Origin of the sequence: Celeribacter baekdonensis (assembly GCF_900102315.1) — a bacterium.
Taxonomy (GTDB): Bacteria; Pseudomonadota; Alphaproteobacteria; order Rhodobacterales; family Rhodobacteraceae; genus Celeribacter; species Celeribacter baekdonensis.
On sequence record NZ_FNBL01000010.1, the window covers coordinates 68,642 to 83,507 of the forward strand.

General features: G+C 57.8%; 11 protein-coding genes and 2 pseudogenes. 11 read left to right on the forward strand and 2 right to left on the reverse strand.

Going from position 1 to position 14,866, the window contains the following annotated elements:
• The first annotated feature begins 56 nt into the window (after positions 1 to 56).
• The 11 genes and pseudogenes from BLT54_RS15625 to BLT54_RS15675 form a co-directional block, all read left to right on the forward strand.
• A complete protein-coding gene (locus tag BLT54_RS15625; RefSeq protein WP_074646232.1) occupies positions 57 to 932 on the forward strand; it encodes a carbohydrate ABC transporter permease in 876 nt (291 codons plus the stop codon).
• 4 nt (positions 933 to 936) lie between these two features.
• Entirely contained in the window at positions 937 to 1,773 is an 837-nt protein-coding gene (locus BLT54_RS15630; protein ID WP_074646233.1) for a carbohydrate ABC transporter permease, read from the forward strand.
• A gap of 4 nt (positions 1,774 to 1,777) precedes the next feature.
• Positions 1,778 to 2,029 carry a DUF2160 family membrane protein gene (locus tag BLT54_RS15635; RefSeq protein ID WP_074646234.1) on the forward strand — a complete coding sequence of 84 codons (252 nt, stop codon included), beginning with the start codon at positions 1,778 to 1,780 and terminating at the stop codon, positions 2,027 to 2,029.
• 3 nt (positions 2,030 to 2,032) lie between these two features.
• Positions 2,033 to 3,085 carry an NAD(P)-dependent alcohol dehydrogenase gene (locus BLT54_RS15640; RefSeq protein ID WP_074646235.1) on the forward strand — a complete coding sequence of 351 codons (1,053 nt, stop codon included), beginning with the start codon at positions 2,033 to 2,035 and terminating at the stop codon, positions 3,083 to 3,085.
• Between the two features lie 11 nt (positions 3,086 to 3,096).
• A complete protein-coding gene (locus BLT54_RS15645; RefSeq protein WP_074646236.1) occupies positions 3,097 to 4,158 on the forward strand; it encodes an ABC transporter ATP-binding protein in 1,062 nt (353 codons plus the stop codon).
• Positions 4,155 to 4,901 carry an HAD family hydrolase gene (locus BLT54_RS15650; protein WP_245708021.1) on the forward strand — a complete coding sequence of 249 codons (747 nt, stop codon included), beginning with the start codon at positions 4,155 to 4,157 and terminating at the stop codon, positions 4,899 to 4,901. Before BLT54_RS15645 ends, BLT54_RS15650 begins: the two co-directional genes overlap by 4 nt.
• Positions 4,898 to 6,370 (forward strand): mannitol dehydrogenase family protein, encoded by a 1,473-nt coding sequence (locus BLT54_RS15655; RefSeq protein WP_074646238.1) that lies wholly within the window; start codon positions 4,898 to 4,900, stop codon positions 6,368 to 6,370. Before BLT54_RS15650 ends, BLT54_RS15655 begins: the two co-directional genes overlap by 4 nt.
• Complete coding sequence (gene xylB / locus BLT54_RS15660) at positions 6,371 to 7,822, forward strand: xylulokinase (protein WP_074646239.1); 1,452 nt, start codon at positions 6,371 to 6,373, stop codon at positions 7,820 to 7,822.
• 94 nt (positions 7,823 to 7,916) lie between these two features.
• Entirely contained in the window at positions 7,917 to 9,932 is a 2,016-nt protein-coding gene (tkt, locus tag BLT54_RS15665) for a transketolase (RefSeq protein WP_074646240.1), read from the forward strand.
• Between the two features lie 240 nt (positions 9,933 to 10,172).
• Entirely contained in the window at positions 10,173 to 10,544 is a 372-nt protein-coding gene (locus BLT54_RS23030; protein WP_281241899.1) for a transaldolase family protein, read from the forward strand.
• A 346-nt stretch (positions 10,545 to 10,890) separates the two neighbouring features.
• A pseudogene (locus BLT54_RS15675) lies at positions 10,891 to 11,193 on the forward strand (integrase core domain-containing protein); the annotation flags it as partial.
• 605 nt (positions 11,194 to 11,798) lie between these two features.
• Here the strand turns inward: BLT54_RS15675 and BLT54_RS15680 are convergent.
• Together BLT54_RS15680 and BLT54_RS15685 are read right to left on the reverse strand one after the other, a co-directional pair.
• Positions 11,799 to 12,944, reverse strand: a pseudogene (locus tag BLT54_RS15680) (Ldh family oxidoreductase); the annotation flags it as partial.
• Between the two features lie 448 nt (positions 12,945 to 13,392).
• Positions 13,393 to 14,859, reverse strand: coding sequence for a mannitol dehydrogenase family protein (locus BLT54_RS15685; RefSeq protein ID WP_083351857.1), 1,467 nt, complete (start codon positions 14,857 to 14,859; stop codon positions 13,393 to 13,395).
• Positions 14,860 to 14,866: the final 7 nt, after the last annotated feature.

Below are 14,866 nucleotides of genomic sequence, written 5' to 3' on the forward strand. Positions count from 1 at the left end.
TCCTTCAAGACTTGGTCGGTGTCATAGTCGGGCATCGACAACAGCAGAGGTGCGTCATGCAATCCAAAAGACTTGGCTGGATCCTTCTGGCACCGACACTGGTTATCCTTTTCTTCTTCGGCGTCCTGCCTTTCATCTACGTCGTCTACGTGTCCTTCCATCAATGGAACCCGTTCGCAGTCAATCCCGAGATGGTGTTCAACGGCGCGGACAACTTTCGTCAGATCGTCTTCGACCCGGCCTTCCTGAACTCGATTGGTGTCACGGTGATGTTCGTCTTCTTCGCCGTTCTGTCCGAACTGATCCTTGGCTATGTCCTGGCACAGGCGTTCATGCGCGATTTCCCCGGCAAGGCGATCTTTCGCACGATTCATACGCTTCCACTGATCATGGCGCCGATCATTGTCGGCTCTGTCTGGAAACTGATGACGACGCCCTCCATCGGGATCATCCCGAAATTCCTGGACGAATGGTTCGGGATCACCATGAACATCGGGACATCCGCCCCGGCCGCATTCGCAACCGTCGTCATCATGGATATCTGGCACTGGACGCCGCTGGTGACCTTGACGTTGATTGCGGCGCTGGTTTCGCTGCCGCCCGACCCGTTCGAACAGGCGCAGATCGACGGCGCGAACAAGCGCCAGATCTTCTGGCACATCACGCTGCCGATGATTGCACCCGCTGTCGTTGCGACCGTCTTCATCCGTCTCATGGACGCCTTGAGAACGGTTGACGAGGTCTGGATGCTCACAGGAGGCGGACCTGGCTCCGCGACCCGGTTCGTAGGTGTGCACATCTTCAAGGAGGTGTTTCCCAAAACAAACTACGGATACGGATCGACCATTTCCGTCATCGTTCTCTATCTCACCATCGTCGTTTGCTGGTTGCTCTACGTGACCATGCTTGCGCCCCGCAGCAAGAAGGACTGAAGCCATGAAAAAGCGAAGCCCAATCATAGGAATTGTTTTCTGGAGCCTCATCAGCTTGCTGACCCTGTTCCCGATCTACTGGCTGTTCGTCATTTCGGTGAAGCCTGCGGTTCAACTTTTCTCAACGCCGGAGCTGATCCTGTCGGATCCATTCTGGGGCAACTACGCCAAGGTCTGGGGCGACCGCCTGTTGCGCAGCTACATGCTGAACTCGGTCATCATCTCGACCGGAAATGCGGTGCTGTGCACGGTGCTCGGGTTCTTCGCCTGCTACGCCCTGTCGCGGTTCAACATGAGCGGCAAGGAGTCAATCTTCTTCTGGACCATCACCAACCGCATGGCGCCACCGGCCGTGTTTCTGCTGCCGCTCTTTCTGCTGATGACACAAGTCTATGCGGTCGGCGACTGGAATCTTCTGGACACACGGATCGGCATGATCTTGGTCTATTGCACATTCAACCTGCCCTTCGCGATCTGGACGCTCCGACCGACCGTGGACGGCATACCGAAAGAGCTGGATGAGGCGGCCTATGTCGACGGTGCCAGCGCGTGGAAGGTCATCACCGAGGTCGTCTTTCCGCTCTGCCGTCCCGGCCTTGCCGTGACCTTGATCCTGACTTGGGTCTTTGCCTGGAACGAGTACCTTCTGGCCGCGACCCTGACCAACTTCAATGCGCGCACCCTGACCACGGGTCTCTCTGAATACGTGACGTCGACCGGCACCGAATGGGGCATCATGGCGACAATCTCGGTCTTCACGCTGATCCCGGCTCTGATCGTGTTCGGCCTTGTGCAAAAGCACATCGTCGCGGGTCTGACCTTTGGCGCGGTGAAAGGATAAATACATGAGTGACCAGCACCACGCTCCGCTTGCAACGGCGCATCACGAAGAGGAACGCACGCCGACAACTCCCGAGAGGAAAGTAGGCTTCTTACCAATCGAGACGAACTGGTTCGACCGGCTTTTCATTTCTGTCGTGATATGGATCGCGCTGTCGTTGTTCTGGTTCCGCTTTCTCGAACCTGCCGGGCTTTCCATCTGGATCGCCAACGCTATCGCCCTGGTGGTGGCATTTATCATCATCAGAAAAGGCTGAGACATGAAATCTCTAGTTCTTGAAAAGAAAGAAGAAATCAACCTGCGGGACTTCCCTGCCATCGACCGGGTCGAAGAAACGCTAGGTCCGCGCGACGTCCGTATCAAGCTGCACACCGTCGGCATTTGCGGATCGGACGTCCACTACTACACGCACGGTCGTATCGGGCCGTTTGTCGTGAACGAACCGATGATCCTGGGACACGAGGCCTCTGGCATTGTGATCGAGGTCGGTGCCGAGGTGCAATCGCTGAAGACGGGCGATAGAGTCTGCATGGAGCCAGGCATTCCCGATCCCAACAGCCGGGCCACGCAACTGGGCATGTACAACATCGACCCGGCGGTGCGTTTCTGGGCGACGCCGCCCGTGCACGGCATCCTGCGCCCAACCTGCGTGCATCCCGAAGCGTTCACGTTCAAGCTCCCCGACAATGTCAGCTTCGCCGAAGCTGCGATGGTCGAGCCTTTGGCCGTCGGTGTCCATGCGGTCACCAAGGCGCGGGTAAAGCCCGGCGACAACGCGATTGTCATGGGGGCGGGCCCCATCGGCCTGGTCACTGCACTTTCGGCCTTGGCCGCGGGCTGTGCGCGGGTCTATGTGACCGACCTTGCCGAGAAGAAGCTTGAGATTGCAGGGGCGCTAAGCCCGGCCATTGTGCCTGTGAACGTCACGTCCGAGAATATTGTCGATGTCGTCAAACGCGACACGGACGGATGGGGTGTGGACCTTGTCTTTGAGGCCACCGGATCACCGCATGCGGCCAAGACCGTGTTCGAACCGCTCTGTCCTGGTGGCTGTGTCGTGATGATCGGCGGCCAGCCCGATCCGATCCAGTACGATGCGGGCGCGGCCATGGTGCGCGAGGCGCGGGTCGAGAACATTTTCCGCTACGCCCACGTCTTTCCGCGCTGCGTCGGCATGCTCAGCTCGGGCGCTATCGACGTAAAGCCGCTCATCACCAGAACATTCGAATTTTCGGACAGCGTAAAAGCGTTCGAGATCGCCGCCTCCGCCCCTCCGGCGGACGTGAAGATGCAAATCGTACTTCCGCAATAGGGGACCGCGACATGGCCACCGTAACTATAAAAGACGTCATCAAGCGCTACGGCAACGTGCAGGTCATGCATGGCGTCAGCGTCGACATTGAGGACGGCGAATTCGTCGTGCTGGTCGGTCCTTCGGGCTGCGGCAAATCTACGCTTCTCAGAATGCTTGCGGGCCTGGAAGAGATCAGCGACGGCACGATCTCGATCGGCGAACGCGTGGTGAACAACATTCCGCCCAAGGAGCGGGACATCGCGATGGTGTTCCAGAGCTATGCGCTCTATCCGCACAAGACGGTCTACGACAATATCGGTTTCCCGTTGAAGATGGCGAAGCGATCGGCGTCCGAGATTGATGAAAAGGTCACCAAGGCGGCCGATATCCTGGACCTGACGAAGTATCTCAAGCGCTATCCCAAGGAACTTTCGGGGGGCCAACGCCAGCGCGTCGCCATGGGCCGTGCCATTGTGCGGGATCCGCAAGTCTTCCTGTTCGACGAACCGCTGTCCAACCTTGATGCAAAGCTGCGTGTCACCATGCGCGTTGAAATCAAGGAACTGCATCAGCGCCTAGGCACCACCATCGTCTATGTGACCCACGACCAGATCGAAGCCATGACCATGGCCGACAAAATCGTTGTCATGCGCGATGGACGTGTGGAACAGATCGGCTCGCCGCTGGACCTTTACGACACTCCTGACAACACCTTTGTCGCGAGCTTCATCGGCTCACCGTCGATGAACTTCGTGCAAGGCAAGATCGCGTCCGAGGGCGGGCGCCGGGTTTTCCTGTCCGACAGTGGGCTCACGCTTCCGCTGCCGGAGACAACCGCGCAGGATGGGCAGGAGGTCACCTATGGCATCCGCCCCGAGCACATCCAGATTGGCGAGGGCGGCATGCCGATGGACGTGGTCGTGGTCGAACCGACCGGGTCGGAGACCCAGATTTTCGCGAAGTCCGGCAAGGACCTGATCGACGCCCTGGTCAAGGATCGCATCAGCGCGCGCCCTGGATCGAAATTGGATTTCATCATCAACCCAGATGACGTGCATCTTTTCGACCGGAAAACCGAGCAACGCATTTGAATATCCTTCGTCCGGAACACCCATGGAAGAAGGAACGCAAAATGCAAAGAAAACGGGCCGTCATATTCGACCTCGATGGTTGCCTCGTTGACAGCGAACCCTTGTCACTCGAGGCAATCGCCATCGAAATGCGAGCGCTTGGAGTTCGAGACGCGCGCGCACGTGAGATCGGCGACCGGTTCCTCGGGGTCGCGATGCCTGTCATCGTAGACTATGTTGCCAAGCGGCTTGGCGGCCCCGTTCCCGAGGGTTTCGCCCAACAGGTTGAGAACAGATTGCTTGCTTCATACGAAAGCAAATTGTTCAAAATCCCCGGTGCCGACACGCTGCTGTCCGGCCTCCAAAAGCAAGGTACTACCATGGCGATCGCGACTGGCGGGTCGCTACGGCGCATGCGGACAACGCTTGAATTGGCAGGGCTTGATCACTGGTTCGCGGACACGGCATGCAGCGCGGAAGAGGTCGCAAACGGAAAACCCGCTCCGGACCTGTTCTTGTTGGCGCTAGACAGGCTTGGTCGGAATGCCGCCGATTGTCTGGTCCTAGAGGATTCCCCGCATGGCATTCGTGGGGCGAATGCCGCCGGTATTCCGGCTATCGGCTTTGTCGGCGGGAAACATCTTGACGGCAAACGGGATCAGCATTCTGCTGTGCTTCGCGAGGCAGGTGCAATCGAGGTCTTTGAAGAACTCTCGTCAGTCGAACGGTTCATTCAATCGTACACGGAAGATGTGACAAAATGATTGCTCTTTCGAACGAAACGCTTGGATCCCTGCCAAAAGGCATCAAAAGGCCCCGCTATGACCGGAGCAAATTGACGGCTGGAATTGTCCACATCGGTTTGGGCAATTTTCACAGGGCGCATCAATCCTGGTATCTGCACCGTCTAATGCAAAGCGGTCTGGCGCAGGACTGGGCAATTATCGGAGCGGGTGTGCGCCCGTATGACAACCAAATGCGCGGCAAGCTGACGGCGCAGGACTATCTGACCACGCTGATCGAACTGGATCCATCGGGGATTTCAGCCGAGGTCGTGGGGTCGATGATCGGCTATGTTCCGATTGAGGACGGCAACGGCCCGTTGATCGAACAGATGGCGAAAGCCAATATCCGCATCGTATCACTCACTGTGACCGAGGGCGGGTATTATATCGATCCTGTCACAAAGGGTTTCGATGCGGCTCATGACGACGTCCAGCACGACGCCGCCAACCCCGGCACGCCGCGGACGGCTTTCGGCGCCATCGTCGCGGCGCTGAAGCTGCGCAGGGACCAGGGGACCGGTCCCTTTACCGTTCAAAGCTGCGACAACCTGCAAGCCAATGGTGCCATTCTGCGCCAGACGGTTGTATCGCTCGCCCGATTGAGCGACCCGGACCTGGCAGACTGGATTGACCAGAACTGCTCCTTCCCCAATGCCATGGTCGACTGCATCGTTCCGGCCACCGGGCCCAAGGAAATCGGGTTGGTCCGCGAGATGGGGATCGACGATGCCGCGCCGGTTACGCATGAGAATTTCCGGCAATGGGTCATCGAGGATGATTTCTGTGCAGGTCGGCCGGACTTGGATCAAGTGGGGGCGCAGTTCTCGGACAACGTGCATGGGTACGAATCGCAAAAGATCCGCATCCTGAACGCTGGACACCAGGTAATCGCCAATGTGGCCGAGGTTCTGGGGATCGAAACCGTCTCTCAGGCCATGCAGCACCCGCAGGTTGCGGCTTTCTTTCGAAAGGTCGAAATGGAAGAGATTGTACCACATGTCACGCCGGTTCCGGGGATGACGCCGGCAGCCTATCTGGACCTTATCGAAACGCGTTTCTCCAATCCCAGGATCGTCGATACCATCCGCCGCATCGCTTTCGATGGTTCGTCGCGCCACACCGGCATGGTCTTGCCCACGGTCCGCGACGCGCTTGACGCTGACGCTTCCTTGGACGGTCTGGCGCTGGTTGAAGCTGCCTGGGCTCGCATGTGCGAAGGCACCCGCGACGATGGTTCAGAGATATCGTCAAACGACCCGTTCTGGGAAGAGCTGAACGCCGCGGCGAAGAAAGCGAAATCGTCACCAACCGCCTGGTTGGAGCAACGGAAATTCTACGGTGACCTCGCCGATAATCCTCGCTTTGCTGACACTTTTGCCCGCTGGCTGAACCTTATGTACCGCGGCGGCATGGAAGCCACGCTGAATACCTACCTGAAGGGCGCCTAAATGACCTTTCTCGGCATTGATCTTGGAACCTCCGGCCTGCGCGCGTTGCTTGTTGACGGCGATGGAACACCCATCGGCGCGACCGAGCGTCACTATGAAGCCGTCCATCCACATCCCGGCTGGTCCGAGCAGGACCCGGCCGATTGGATCGCGGCGTTTGAGGCAGCAATCGACGAGATGCGCTACACGTATCCCGCTTTCGCACAGCTGCGTGGCATTGGCGTAGCCGGACATATGCACGGCGCGACACTACTGGATTCATCTGGCGACGTCTTGAGGCCTTGCATCCTGTGGAACGATAGCCGCTCGCATGCGGAGGCCGCACGTCTTGATGCCAGCGAGGGCGTGCGCGTGCTTTCGGGGAACATCGTTTTTCCCGGCTTTACCGCACCCAAGCTGGAATGGGTCCGCAAGCACGAACCCGAGATTTTTTCAAAAGTCGCGAAGGTGCTGCTACCAGCGGCCTATCTGAACTACTACCTCACCGGAGACTACGTTGCGGACATGTCCGACAGCGCAGGCACCTCCTGGCTGGATGTCGGCGGGCGAACCTGGTCAGACCGTCTGCTCGAAGCCAGCCACATGGACATCGATCAGATGCCGCGTTTGGTCGAAGGGTCGGAGGCCGCCGGAGAACTTCGGAGAGGACTGACCGAAAGATGGGGCCTCGCCGGACCGGTGACGGTCGCGGGAGGGGCGGGCGACAATGCCGCCGCCGCCTGCGGCATCGGGGCATTGGACGAAGGCCAGGGTTTCGTTTCGCTTGGTACTTCGGGCGTTTTGCTTGCCGCCCGTGACGGTTACCGGCCAGCTCCCAAAACTGCGGTACACACCTTCTGTCACGCGTTGCCGGGGCGTTGGTACCAGATGGGGGTTATGCTGTCTGCAACCGACAGTCTCAATTGGCTGGCCCGGATAGTCGGCAAAAAACCCTCGGAATTGACCAGTGTGCTTGGGGACTCCCTCCTACCCCCGTCTCCCAGCCGGTTTCTGCCGTACCTTTCAGGTGAGCGAACGCCACACAACGATGCGGAGATCAGAGGCGGCTTTACCGGGCTTTCAACAGGCACCACGCGCGAGGAGTTGACCCGCGCCGTCTTGGAAGGGGTGGCTTTCGGGCTACGCGACAGTTTCGACGCGCTTAAGGCGACGGACGCAAAGCTGGAAAGCCTCATCGCGATCGGTGGGGGAAGCGCGTCACGATATTGGCTTCGAATTATCTCCACTGTCCTTGGCATCCCGCTTCAACTACCGGCCTCAGGTGAATTTGGTGCCGCACTTGGGGCGGCGCGATTGGGCATGATTGCGACTTCAGGCCGGGCGCCAGAAAGCATCATCACGTCACCTGAGATACGCGACGAAATCCTGCCGGACAGGAGCAGAAGCGCCGCGTTCGAAGACGCATATAAGGGTTTTCGTGCGGCCTATCCGGGGCTCAAGGCCATTCAGTAAGTCGGCGGCGACCGTTTGCCGGAATACAGCAAATCGACCATTGTTCGGACTGACCGACAGCGCCGGACGGCAATAATTAAGTCAGGAAAACAGCATGTCCGAGAACGACCCCTCCAGCCTGAACCGCGCGCTCGCCAACTGTATTCGTGCATTGACGATCGATGCAGTGGAAACCGCGAATTCCGGTCATCCCGGGGCGCCCATGGGCATGGCCGATGCCGCAACAGTTCTGTTCCGCAGGCATCTGAAATTCGACGCGTCAGCCCCGGACTGGCCGGATCGTGACCGGTTTGTGCTGTCCAACGGTCACGCATCGATGATGCTTTATTCTTTGCTCCATCTGACCGGGTATCAAGACATGACGATGGAACAGATCCGGAATTTCCGGCAGTTGGGCTACAAGACTGCGGGACATCCCGAATACGGGCACGCCAAAGGGATCGAGACCACAACGGGACCGCTGGGGCAAGGCCTGGCCATGGCGGTCGGCATGGCCATGGCCGAACGGAGACTGGCGGCGCAATTCGGCGATGATCTGGTGGACCATCGCACCTACGTCTTTCTTGGGGACGGCTGTCTTCAGGAAGGCATTGGCCAGGAGGCAATCAGCCTTGCCGGGCATCTTGGGCTTGGAAAGCTGATTGTTCTCTATGACGACAACAAGATCACCATCGACGGGCCAACTTCTGTTTCATTTTCCGACGACATTCAGGCGCGCCTCGCAGCTTGTGGTTGGCATGTTCAATCCTGTGACGGCCACGATCCGGACGAAGTCGATATGGCGTTGAGCGCCGCGAAGGCGAATATGGCCCAACCATCGCTTATTGCTCTGAAAACCGTGATCGGCTTTGGCGCACCGAACAAGGCCGGTACGCATGACGTTCACGGCGCGCCACTTGGTGCCGCGGAAGCTCAGGCTGCAAAGGACGCACTCGGCTGGACGACAGCCCCGTTCGAAATTCCCGATGCGCTGGCCTCAGAGTGGCGTCAGATTGGCGCTCGCGGGCGCGGCGAAAGGGAAGCCTGGGAATTGAGACTATCCCAAGCGCCAGCGCGGGCCGAGTTCGAACGGCGCCATCAGCGCCTGTTGCCCGAGGACTATAATGCGGCTCTGAAAACGGCTCGCGATGCACTTTTTTCCGAACCGAAAAAGGTCGCCACCCGGAAAGGCAGCCAAATGGCTTTGGCGTCTCTGGCTCCCGTCGTTCCTGAACTTATCGGCGGCTCCGCCGATCTTACCGGGTCGAACCTCACCAGGGTCGAGGCAGTTGATGACCAGTTCACCCGCGCGCATGGCGGCAACTACGTGGGTTACGGTGTTCGAGAATTCGGAATGGCGGCCGCCATGAACGGGATGAGCGTTCATGGCGGACTTATCCCCTATGGGGGCACCTTCCTTGTGTTCTCAGACTATGCCCGCAGCGCAATTCGTCTCTCTGCACTGATGCAAGTCGGAACGATCTATGTCATGACACACGACAGCATTGGTTTGGGCGAGGACGGCCCGACCCACCAGCCCATCGAACATCTGGCCTCGCTGCGTGCCATTCCCGGTCTGAATGTCTTCCGCCCGGCAGACACGGTCGAAACGCTTGAATGTTGGGATATCGCACTGCGTTCGCGAACATCGCCGTCGCTCCTTGCCCTGTCTCGACAGGGGGTGCCGCAATTGCGCGATGAACCGGGCGACGAGAACTTGTCCGCAAAAGGGGCCTATGTCCTGCGCAGGTTCGGCGCCGGACGCGACCTCACATTGATTGCGACGGGGACCGAGGTAGAGATGGCGGTCAATGCCGCGGAGAGATTGGATAAACAGGGCATGTCGGTTGTGGTGGTTTCTATGCCTTGCTGGGAATTGTTCGACACCCAATCAGAATCCTATCGAGACGAAGTCCTTGGCAGCGCGCCACGTATCGCCATTGAGGCCGCCGCAAAGTTCGGTTGGACCCGCTATGTTGCAAGCGAAGCGGACGTTATCGGGATGGATGGTTTCGGGGCGTCAGGACCAGCCGATCAGCTCTACGGGCATTTCGGAATATCGGAAGAGGCGATTGTGACCCGCGCAATCGAGCTCGTTCGCGGACAAAAAGAGAATGAGGTACAGCAATAACAAGCGTCTTGAATCAATTGAGAGAGATGACCGTGGTCGTCGCTGACACCGGCGCCGTCGACGCGCGGCTTTCGTTCGACACCACCGCCTCGGTCGCACGGGCTCGTGAGATCACAGCCGATTATAACCAAACGCGGCGTCGGGAAAGATCGCATACTGATCAAACTTGCTTCGACCTGAGAAGGCATCCGTGCGACACAAATACTTCAGGGCGAGAGCGTAGACTGCAACCTGACACTTCTGTTCTCGATGGTGCAAGCTGCCGCCAGTTCGGACGCGGGCACCTTCCTTATCTCGCTCTTCGTCGGCCGGATCACCGACTGGTACAAGAAATCCGAGGGATATGACGGATATCTCGCCGAACAAGACCCCGGTGTTCGTTCGGTACGTGCGATCTACGACTATTACAAGTCAAACGGTATCTCGACCGTCGTGATGGGCGCGTCCTTCAGAAACACCGATCAGATCAAGGCGCTTGCCGGGTGCGACAACCTGACGATCTCACCGGCGCTCCTCAATGAAGTCCTCCTGCCGATCGAGCGCGGCCTCCCATTCCTTCGGCACGGCCGCATCCCGTTCAAGCGTCTCGGGCTCAAGCTACGTGTCAGATAAATATCTTGTTTTCTGACATTTTTTAAGCGGATGCTTGATTTGCACGCAATTTGACCGGCTCCATGGTTGGAAAAATCATTTTTCACGAAACTTACCCGTCCAAACTCAATTTTCATGTGTTAGGTACAAATTTCATGGAGGTCTGCCTCTCCAACAAAAATTCACGCCGAGGAAACGGGTTTCATGCCATCCGACCAACAGGTACATTTTTCGGGCCCGATGACCATTTTTCAGGAACGTCGTCCTCCGTAGACCGCCACTCTGGCAGGCTACGGCGCACTGATAGAAGCCTACGGATTGTCTGTGCCCCTGCCCCGCAAGCTGTCGGCGACGACCGGTTGAATCCGCCCAATACCTGTCCATCAAATACACCGAACGGCTGGTAGAAGCAGGAATCGAACCCTCGGTCGGAAGCGTCGGCGACAGCTATGACAATCCCCTGGCCGAGACGATCAACGGCATGTTCAAGGCGGAGGTCATCCACCGCCGCGGTCCTTGGCGCAGCTTCGAGGCCGTCGAATACGCAACCCTTGAATGGGTCGACTGGTTCAACAACCGTCGCCTTCTCGAGCCGATCGGAAACATCCCGCCCGCAGAAGCTGAGGCCAACTTCTATGCAGCTCTGGAAACTGAACCCATGGCCGCGTAACTAACCGAAATCAGCCTCCGGCAAACCCGGCGCGGTTCAATATGGCTCGCCCGAACCCTCCGATCCTGCACAAACGCGGCGGGTGCTGACCCCGCTTCTGCCTTCGGAATACTGACACCGACTCCTTTGCTGATGAGCCTTGGACCGCCCTTGCACAAAGGAGTGCTACACGGTCCCGCAAGTTCATGTCCGTGAGACGGACACGATGCGCGAAATATCACCACGCGATATATTACATTCGGAGGTGCGGAGAAAACATCTTGGAGCGGCGCGAGATTGCCAGAATGGGATGCCTGCCGATACGCAGGTCACGGGATGATCCGTCTCGCAAACATTCTGGGCCGTTCAATCGTTCTTTCGGAAAAGGGCGGCACCGGCAATGCCGGTACCGCCAGTCAGTCGTCCACAGGGAGTTAGTTTTTGTCGACCGCTTCTGATGGGCAGGTCAGTGGGTATTTCCCGGCTCAAGCGACGCTGTGGCCAAGTGTTTCTAAAGTAACGCCGAGGCAAAGCAGCCTCTGCCTCGACAAGCGAGGAGTCCAGTCTGGATTAACTGTGAGGCAATGGAGTCTGAATTTCGCCATTTCCAGACCCTATTCGACCTTTTACGTGGCCAGCCTGAGCTTCTCAACCAAGCTGGCGGGAAGATAAATTCCGTCTGAGATGGCGTTCTTCAGGTACCTCATCTCGCGCTCACCCGGCAGCATGACAGGAACCTGTGGGTCGGACGCAGGCGTTTCATGCAGGATCTTCTCAAAATCGGTCATGCGTGACTTGAGGTCCTGAGCAGGCATCATTTTTTTTGTGTCGATCAGGATGAAGGAATGTCCCAAGTTTTGAGCGGCATCGGGCGCATCGACCCAGCTGCTAACGTGAGTCAGATAGGCTGCGTTTGAAAGTACTCCTGCCAGCAAATCGACGCAGAGTGAGAGGCCGTACCCCTTGTAGCCTCCCATAGGTAGCAAAAAACCTTGAAGAGCCGTATTTGGATCGGTTGTGGGGCGACCCTCGGCGTCAGTTGCCCATCCTTCTGGAATCGGTTCCTTCGCGGCAGCCGCGTTTCGAATTTTGGCCCGCGCGGCGACTGACATAGCCATGTCAAGGATAACAGGGTCAGCTCCTGGCGTAGGAAACCCAAATCCGAGAGGGTTGTTGCCAAGGCGCGCTTCCTTGCCGCCGGTCGGTGCAATTGTTGTGGTCGCATTGGAGCAAATGAACGACGCGAACCCCTCTTGCGCTGCAATATAAGCGTAGGGCGCGATAGGACCAAAATGGTTGGAGCCGCGCACGAACACTCCCGCCATGCCGGTTTCTTCTGCCATTTCCATCGCTGTCTTGAGCGCGTGCATGCCGACTGCAGGCCCGAGCCCGTTGTCGCCGTCCATCAAGGCCATTGCTGGCGCAACCCGATCAACCGTAAACAGCGCATTGGCGTTGGTGCCGCCGACTTTGATGCGATCTCCATAGGGCTCCACCCGGTTTGCGCCGTGTGTGTGGACCATAGCAATCGCAAGGCCGATGGTGGCTGCAAAGACCGACTTGGCCTGATTGCCAGCAGAGATGCCTCCGAGCGTTGCGAAAGCCATCACATAGAGCACGAAATATTCCGCAGGTCCGAACAACAGAGCGATCTTCACGAGTTGCGGAGCAAGCAGGACGAGTCCGCAGGTGGCGAAGAAGGCACCGATGAAGGATGAAATCCCCGACAGGGCGAGTGCTTCTCCGGCTCGCCCCTGCTGTGTCATCGGGTAGGTCATGCTCTTGCCACCGCCTTCACCAAACACGTTTGTCCTGCTATCCGCTCCGGGCTCCAGCAGTATTTAAGAGATCCTTGGATGTCTTCGCGAAGGTCGAGGAGAAAGGCAAACTTTCTGCGACGATCCCCGCAGCCGAGAGCGAGTCTCTGCACAATCTCGTGGATCAGCATTTTGGCTTAAAGCCACTTGACCAGCTTGCGCCGTTCACGCAGGTTCAGCTCTGTATGTGCCATCCTTCATTCTCCTTGCTTTCCAGCAAGATAGGGGAAATTTCGCAACCCAGTTTAGAATGTGCCCCCTGTTGGCGAATTGATACTGATAAAATTTATTTATGTAAATTTAGTCGACCCTTAGTTGTTTTTGAGCCAAGCTGAAAATACTCTTGGCGACACTCTCTAAACGCCAATCTGATCAGCTGAATTACTGCGAGAACAATTCAGACTCAGTACACCAGTGGAGCCACCAGCTCCGCGAATGCACTGCCAGCTCCCCGATTTTCTATGACATGGCATGCTTTTTGGAATGCCGTTACGAATTCGTCGTTCTTTTGTAGAGTCAGAGACGCGAACGGCGTAATGCCAAGAAAATCTAGGGGGGTGCCATCTCTTACCACTGCTTCGTCCTGAACCGTCAATTTCGGCTCGATAACCTCAAACATCTCCTTTTTGTCATCCATGCCGAAGAAATAGGAGCGGAAACAAGCCAGATGATAGGCGAGAATGGTCGGATCGCCCCCTTTCTCAAGGGTCTCTTGGGTGGTTGCCGACAGAAAAATCGGCAGTTTCGAAACGCCGTCATGGCAAATGCGCAGCACCTGGTCGCCCACAGCAGGGTTCGAGAAGCGCCGTAAGATCATGTCCCGGTATGCCTTTAGCGAGACGCCGTCGGGTGGTGCAATCAGCGGGATTGCAACGCTGTCTAGGAACGCGAGAAGCAAATCGCGGATCCTGGGATCGGCGACGGCGCGGTCTACGACACGATGGCCCATAAGGACAGAGGGGTAACACATCATCATGTGCGATGCGTTGAGCATTCGTCCCTTGATCGCCTCGAAAGCGTGAACGTCGGATCGCAATTCCACACCGACTTTTTCAAATGCCGGTCGCCCATCAGCGAAATCATCTTCGATCACCCATTGGATGAAATCTTCGGCAATCGCTGGGAGTTTGTCTGCCAAGCCCGAGGCCGCGTTGGCGCGCTCGGCCTCGGCGGAACCAACTTTGGGGGCAATGCGATCCACCATGGAATTCGGGAAGCGGCAGAATTCTTCCATCCAGGCGGCAGTCTCGGGATCGTAAGCTTCGGCGAAGGAGAGGAAAGCCTTGCGAGTCACCGTCCCATTACTGCGAAGGTTGTCGCACGACATCAGCGTGACCCCACCAAGCCCGGCCCTGCGGCGGCGCTTCAAACCCTCAACGACGAAACGGAAGACGCTTTGCGGGCGGCCGCTCAGATCTGTGATGGTACCAAGCTCGAATTCGCCGGTTTCTTCGTTCAGGTTGTACCCGCCCTCGGTGATCGTAAAGGACAGGATCTTCGTCGCGGGTGCCGCGATGGCCGCCAGTACCGCTTCGGGTTCGGCCGGAGCATTCAAATAGGCCGTCATCGCTCCAATGACGCGACACGATACCCCGCTGTCGGACGCATATTCCGTTACCGTGTATAGTCCATCCTGTGCGCGGTAAGCTTCGGCCTTGGCTTCGCCGCCAGGCTTAAGACCGACGCCGATGATCGCCCAGTCCGTTTCGCCCCGCGCCAGACAACGGTCGACATAGACCGCAAGATGGGTGCGGTGGAAGTTGCCGACGCCGAAGTGGACTATGCCCGGGGTCAGTTTGGTCCGATCATATCCAGGTGCCGCTACATTCTCGGGCAAGTTCGGCAGTGTCAGGTTGGAAAGCGGAATCATGGCGGCT

What these genes read in the sequence shown, in the direction of transcription:
- BLT54_RS15640 (WP_074646235.1), top strand. Translation starts at nt 2,033, where the DNA reads ATGAAATCTCTAGTTCTTGAAAAGAAAGAAGAAATCAACCTGCGGGAC.
- BLT54_RS15645 (WP_074646236.1), top strand. Translation starts at nt 3,097, where the DNA reads ATGGCCACCGTAACTATAAAAGACGTCATCAAGCGCTACGGCAACGTG.
- xylB (WP_074646239.1), top strand. Translation starts at nt 6,371, where the DNA reads ATGACCTTTCTCGGCATTGATCTTGGAACCTCCGGCCTGCGCGCGTTG.
- BLT54_RS15635 (WP_074646234.1), top strand. Translation starts at nt 1,778, where the DNA reads ATGAGTGACCAGCACCACGCTCCGCTTGCAACGGCGCATCACGAAGAG.
- BLT54_RS15655 (WP_074646238.1), top strand. Translation starts at nt 4,898, where the DNA reads ATGATTGCTCTTTCGAACGAAACGCTTGGATCCCTGCCAAAAGGCATC.
- BLT54_RS15625 (WP_074646232.1), top strand. Translation starts at nt 57, where the DNA reads ATGCAATCCAAAAGACTTGGCTGGATCCTTCTGGCACCGACACTGGTT.
- BLT54_RS15630 (WP_074646233.1), top strand. Translation starts at nt 937, where the DNA reads ATGAAAAAGCGAAGCCCAATCATAGGAATTGTTTTCTGGAGCCTCATC.
- tkt (WP_074646240.1), top strand. Translation starts at nt 7,917, where the DNA reads ATGTCCGAGAACGACCCCTCCAGCCTGAACCGCGCGCTCGCCAACTGT.
- BLT54_RS15685 (WP_083351857.1), bottom strand. Translation starts at nt 14,859, where the DNA reads ATGATTCCGCTTTCCAACCTGACACTGCCGAACTTGCCCGAGAATGTA.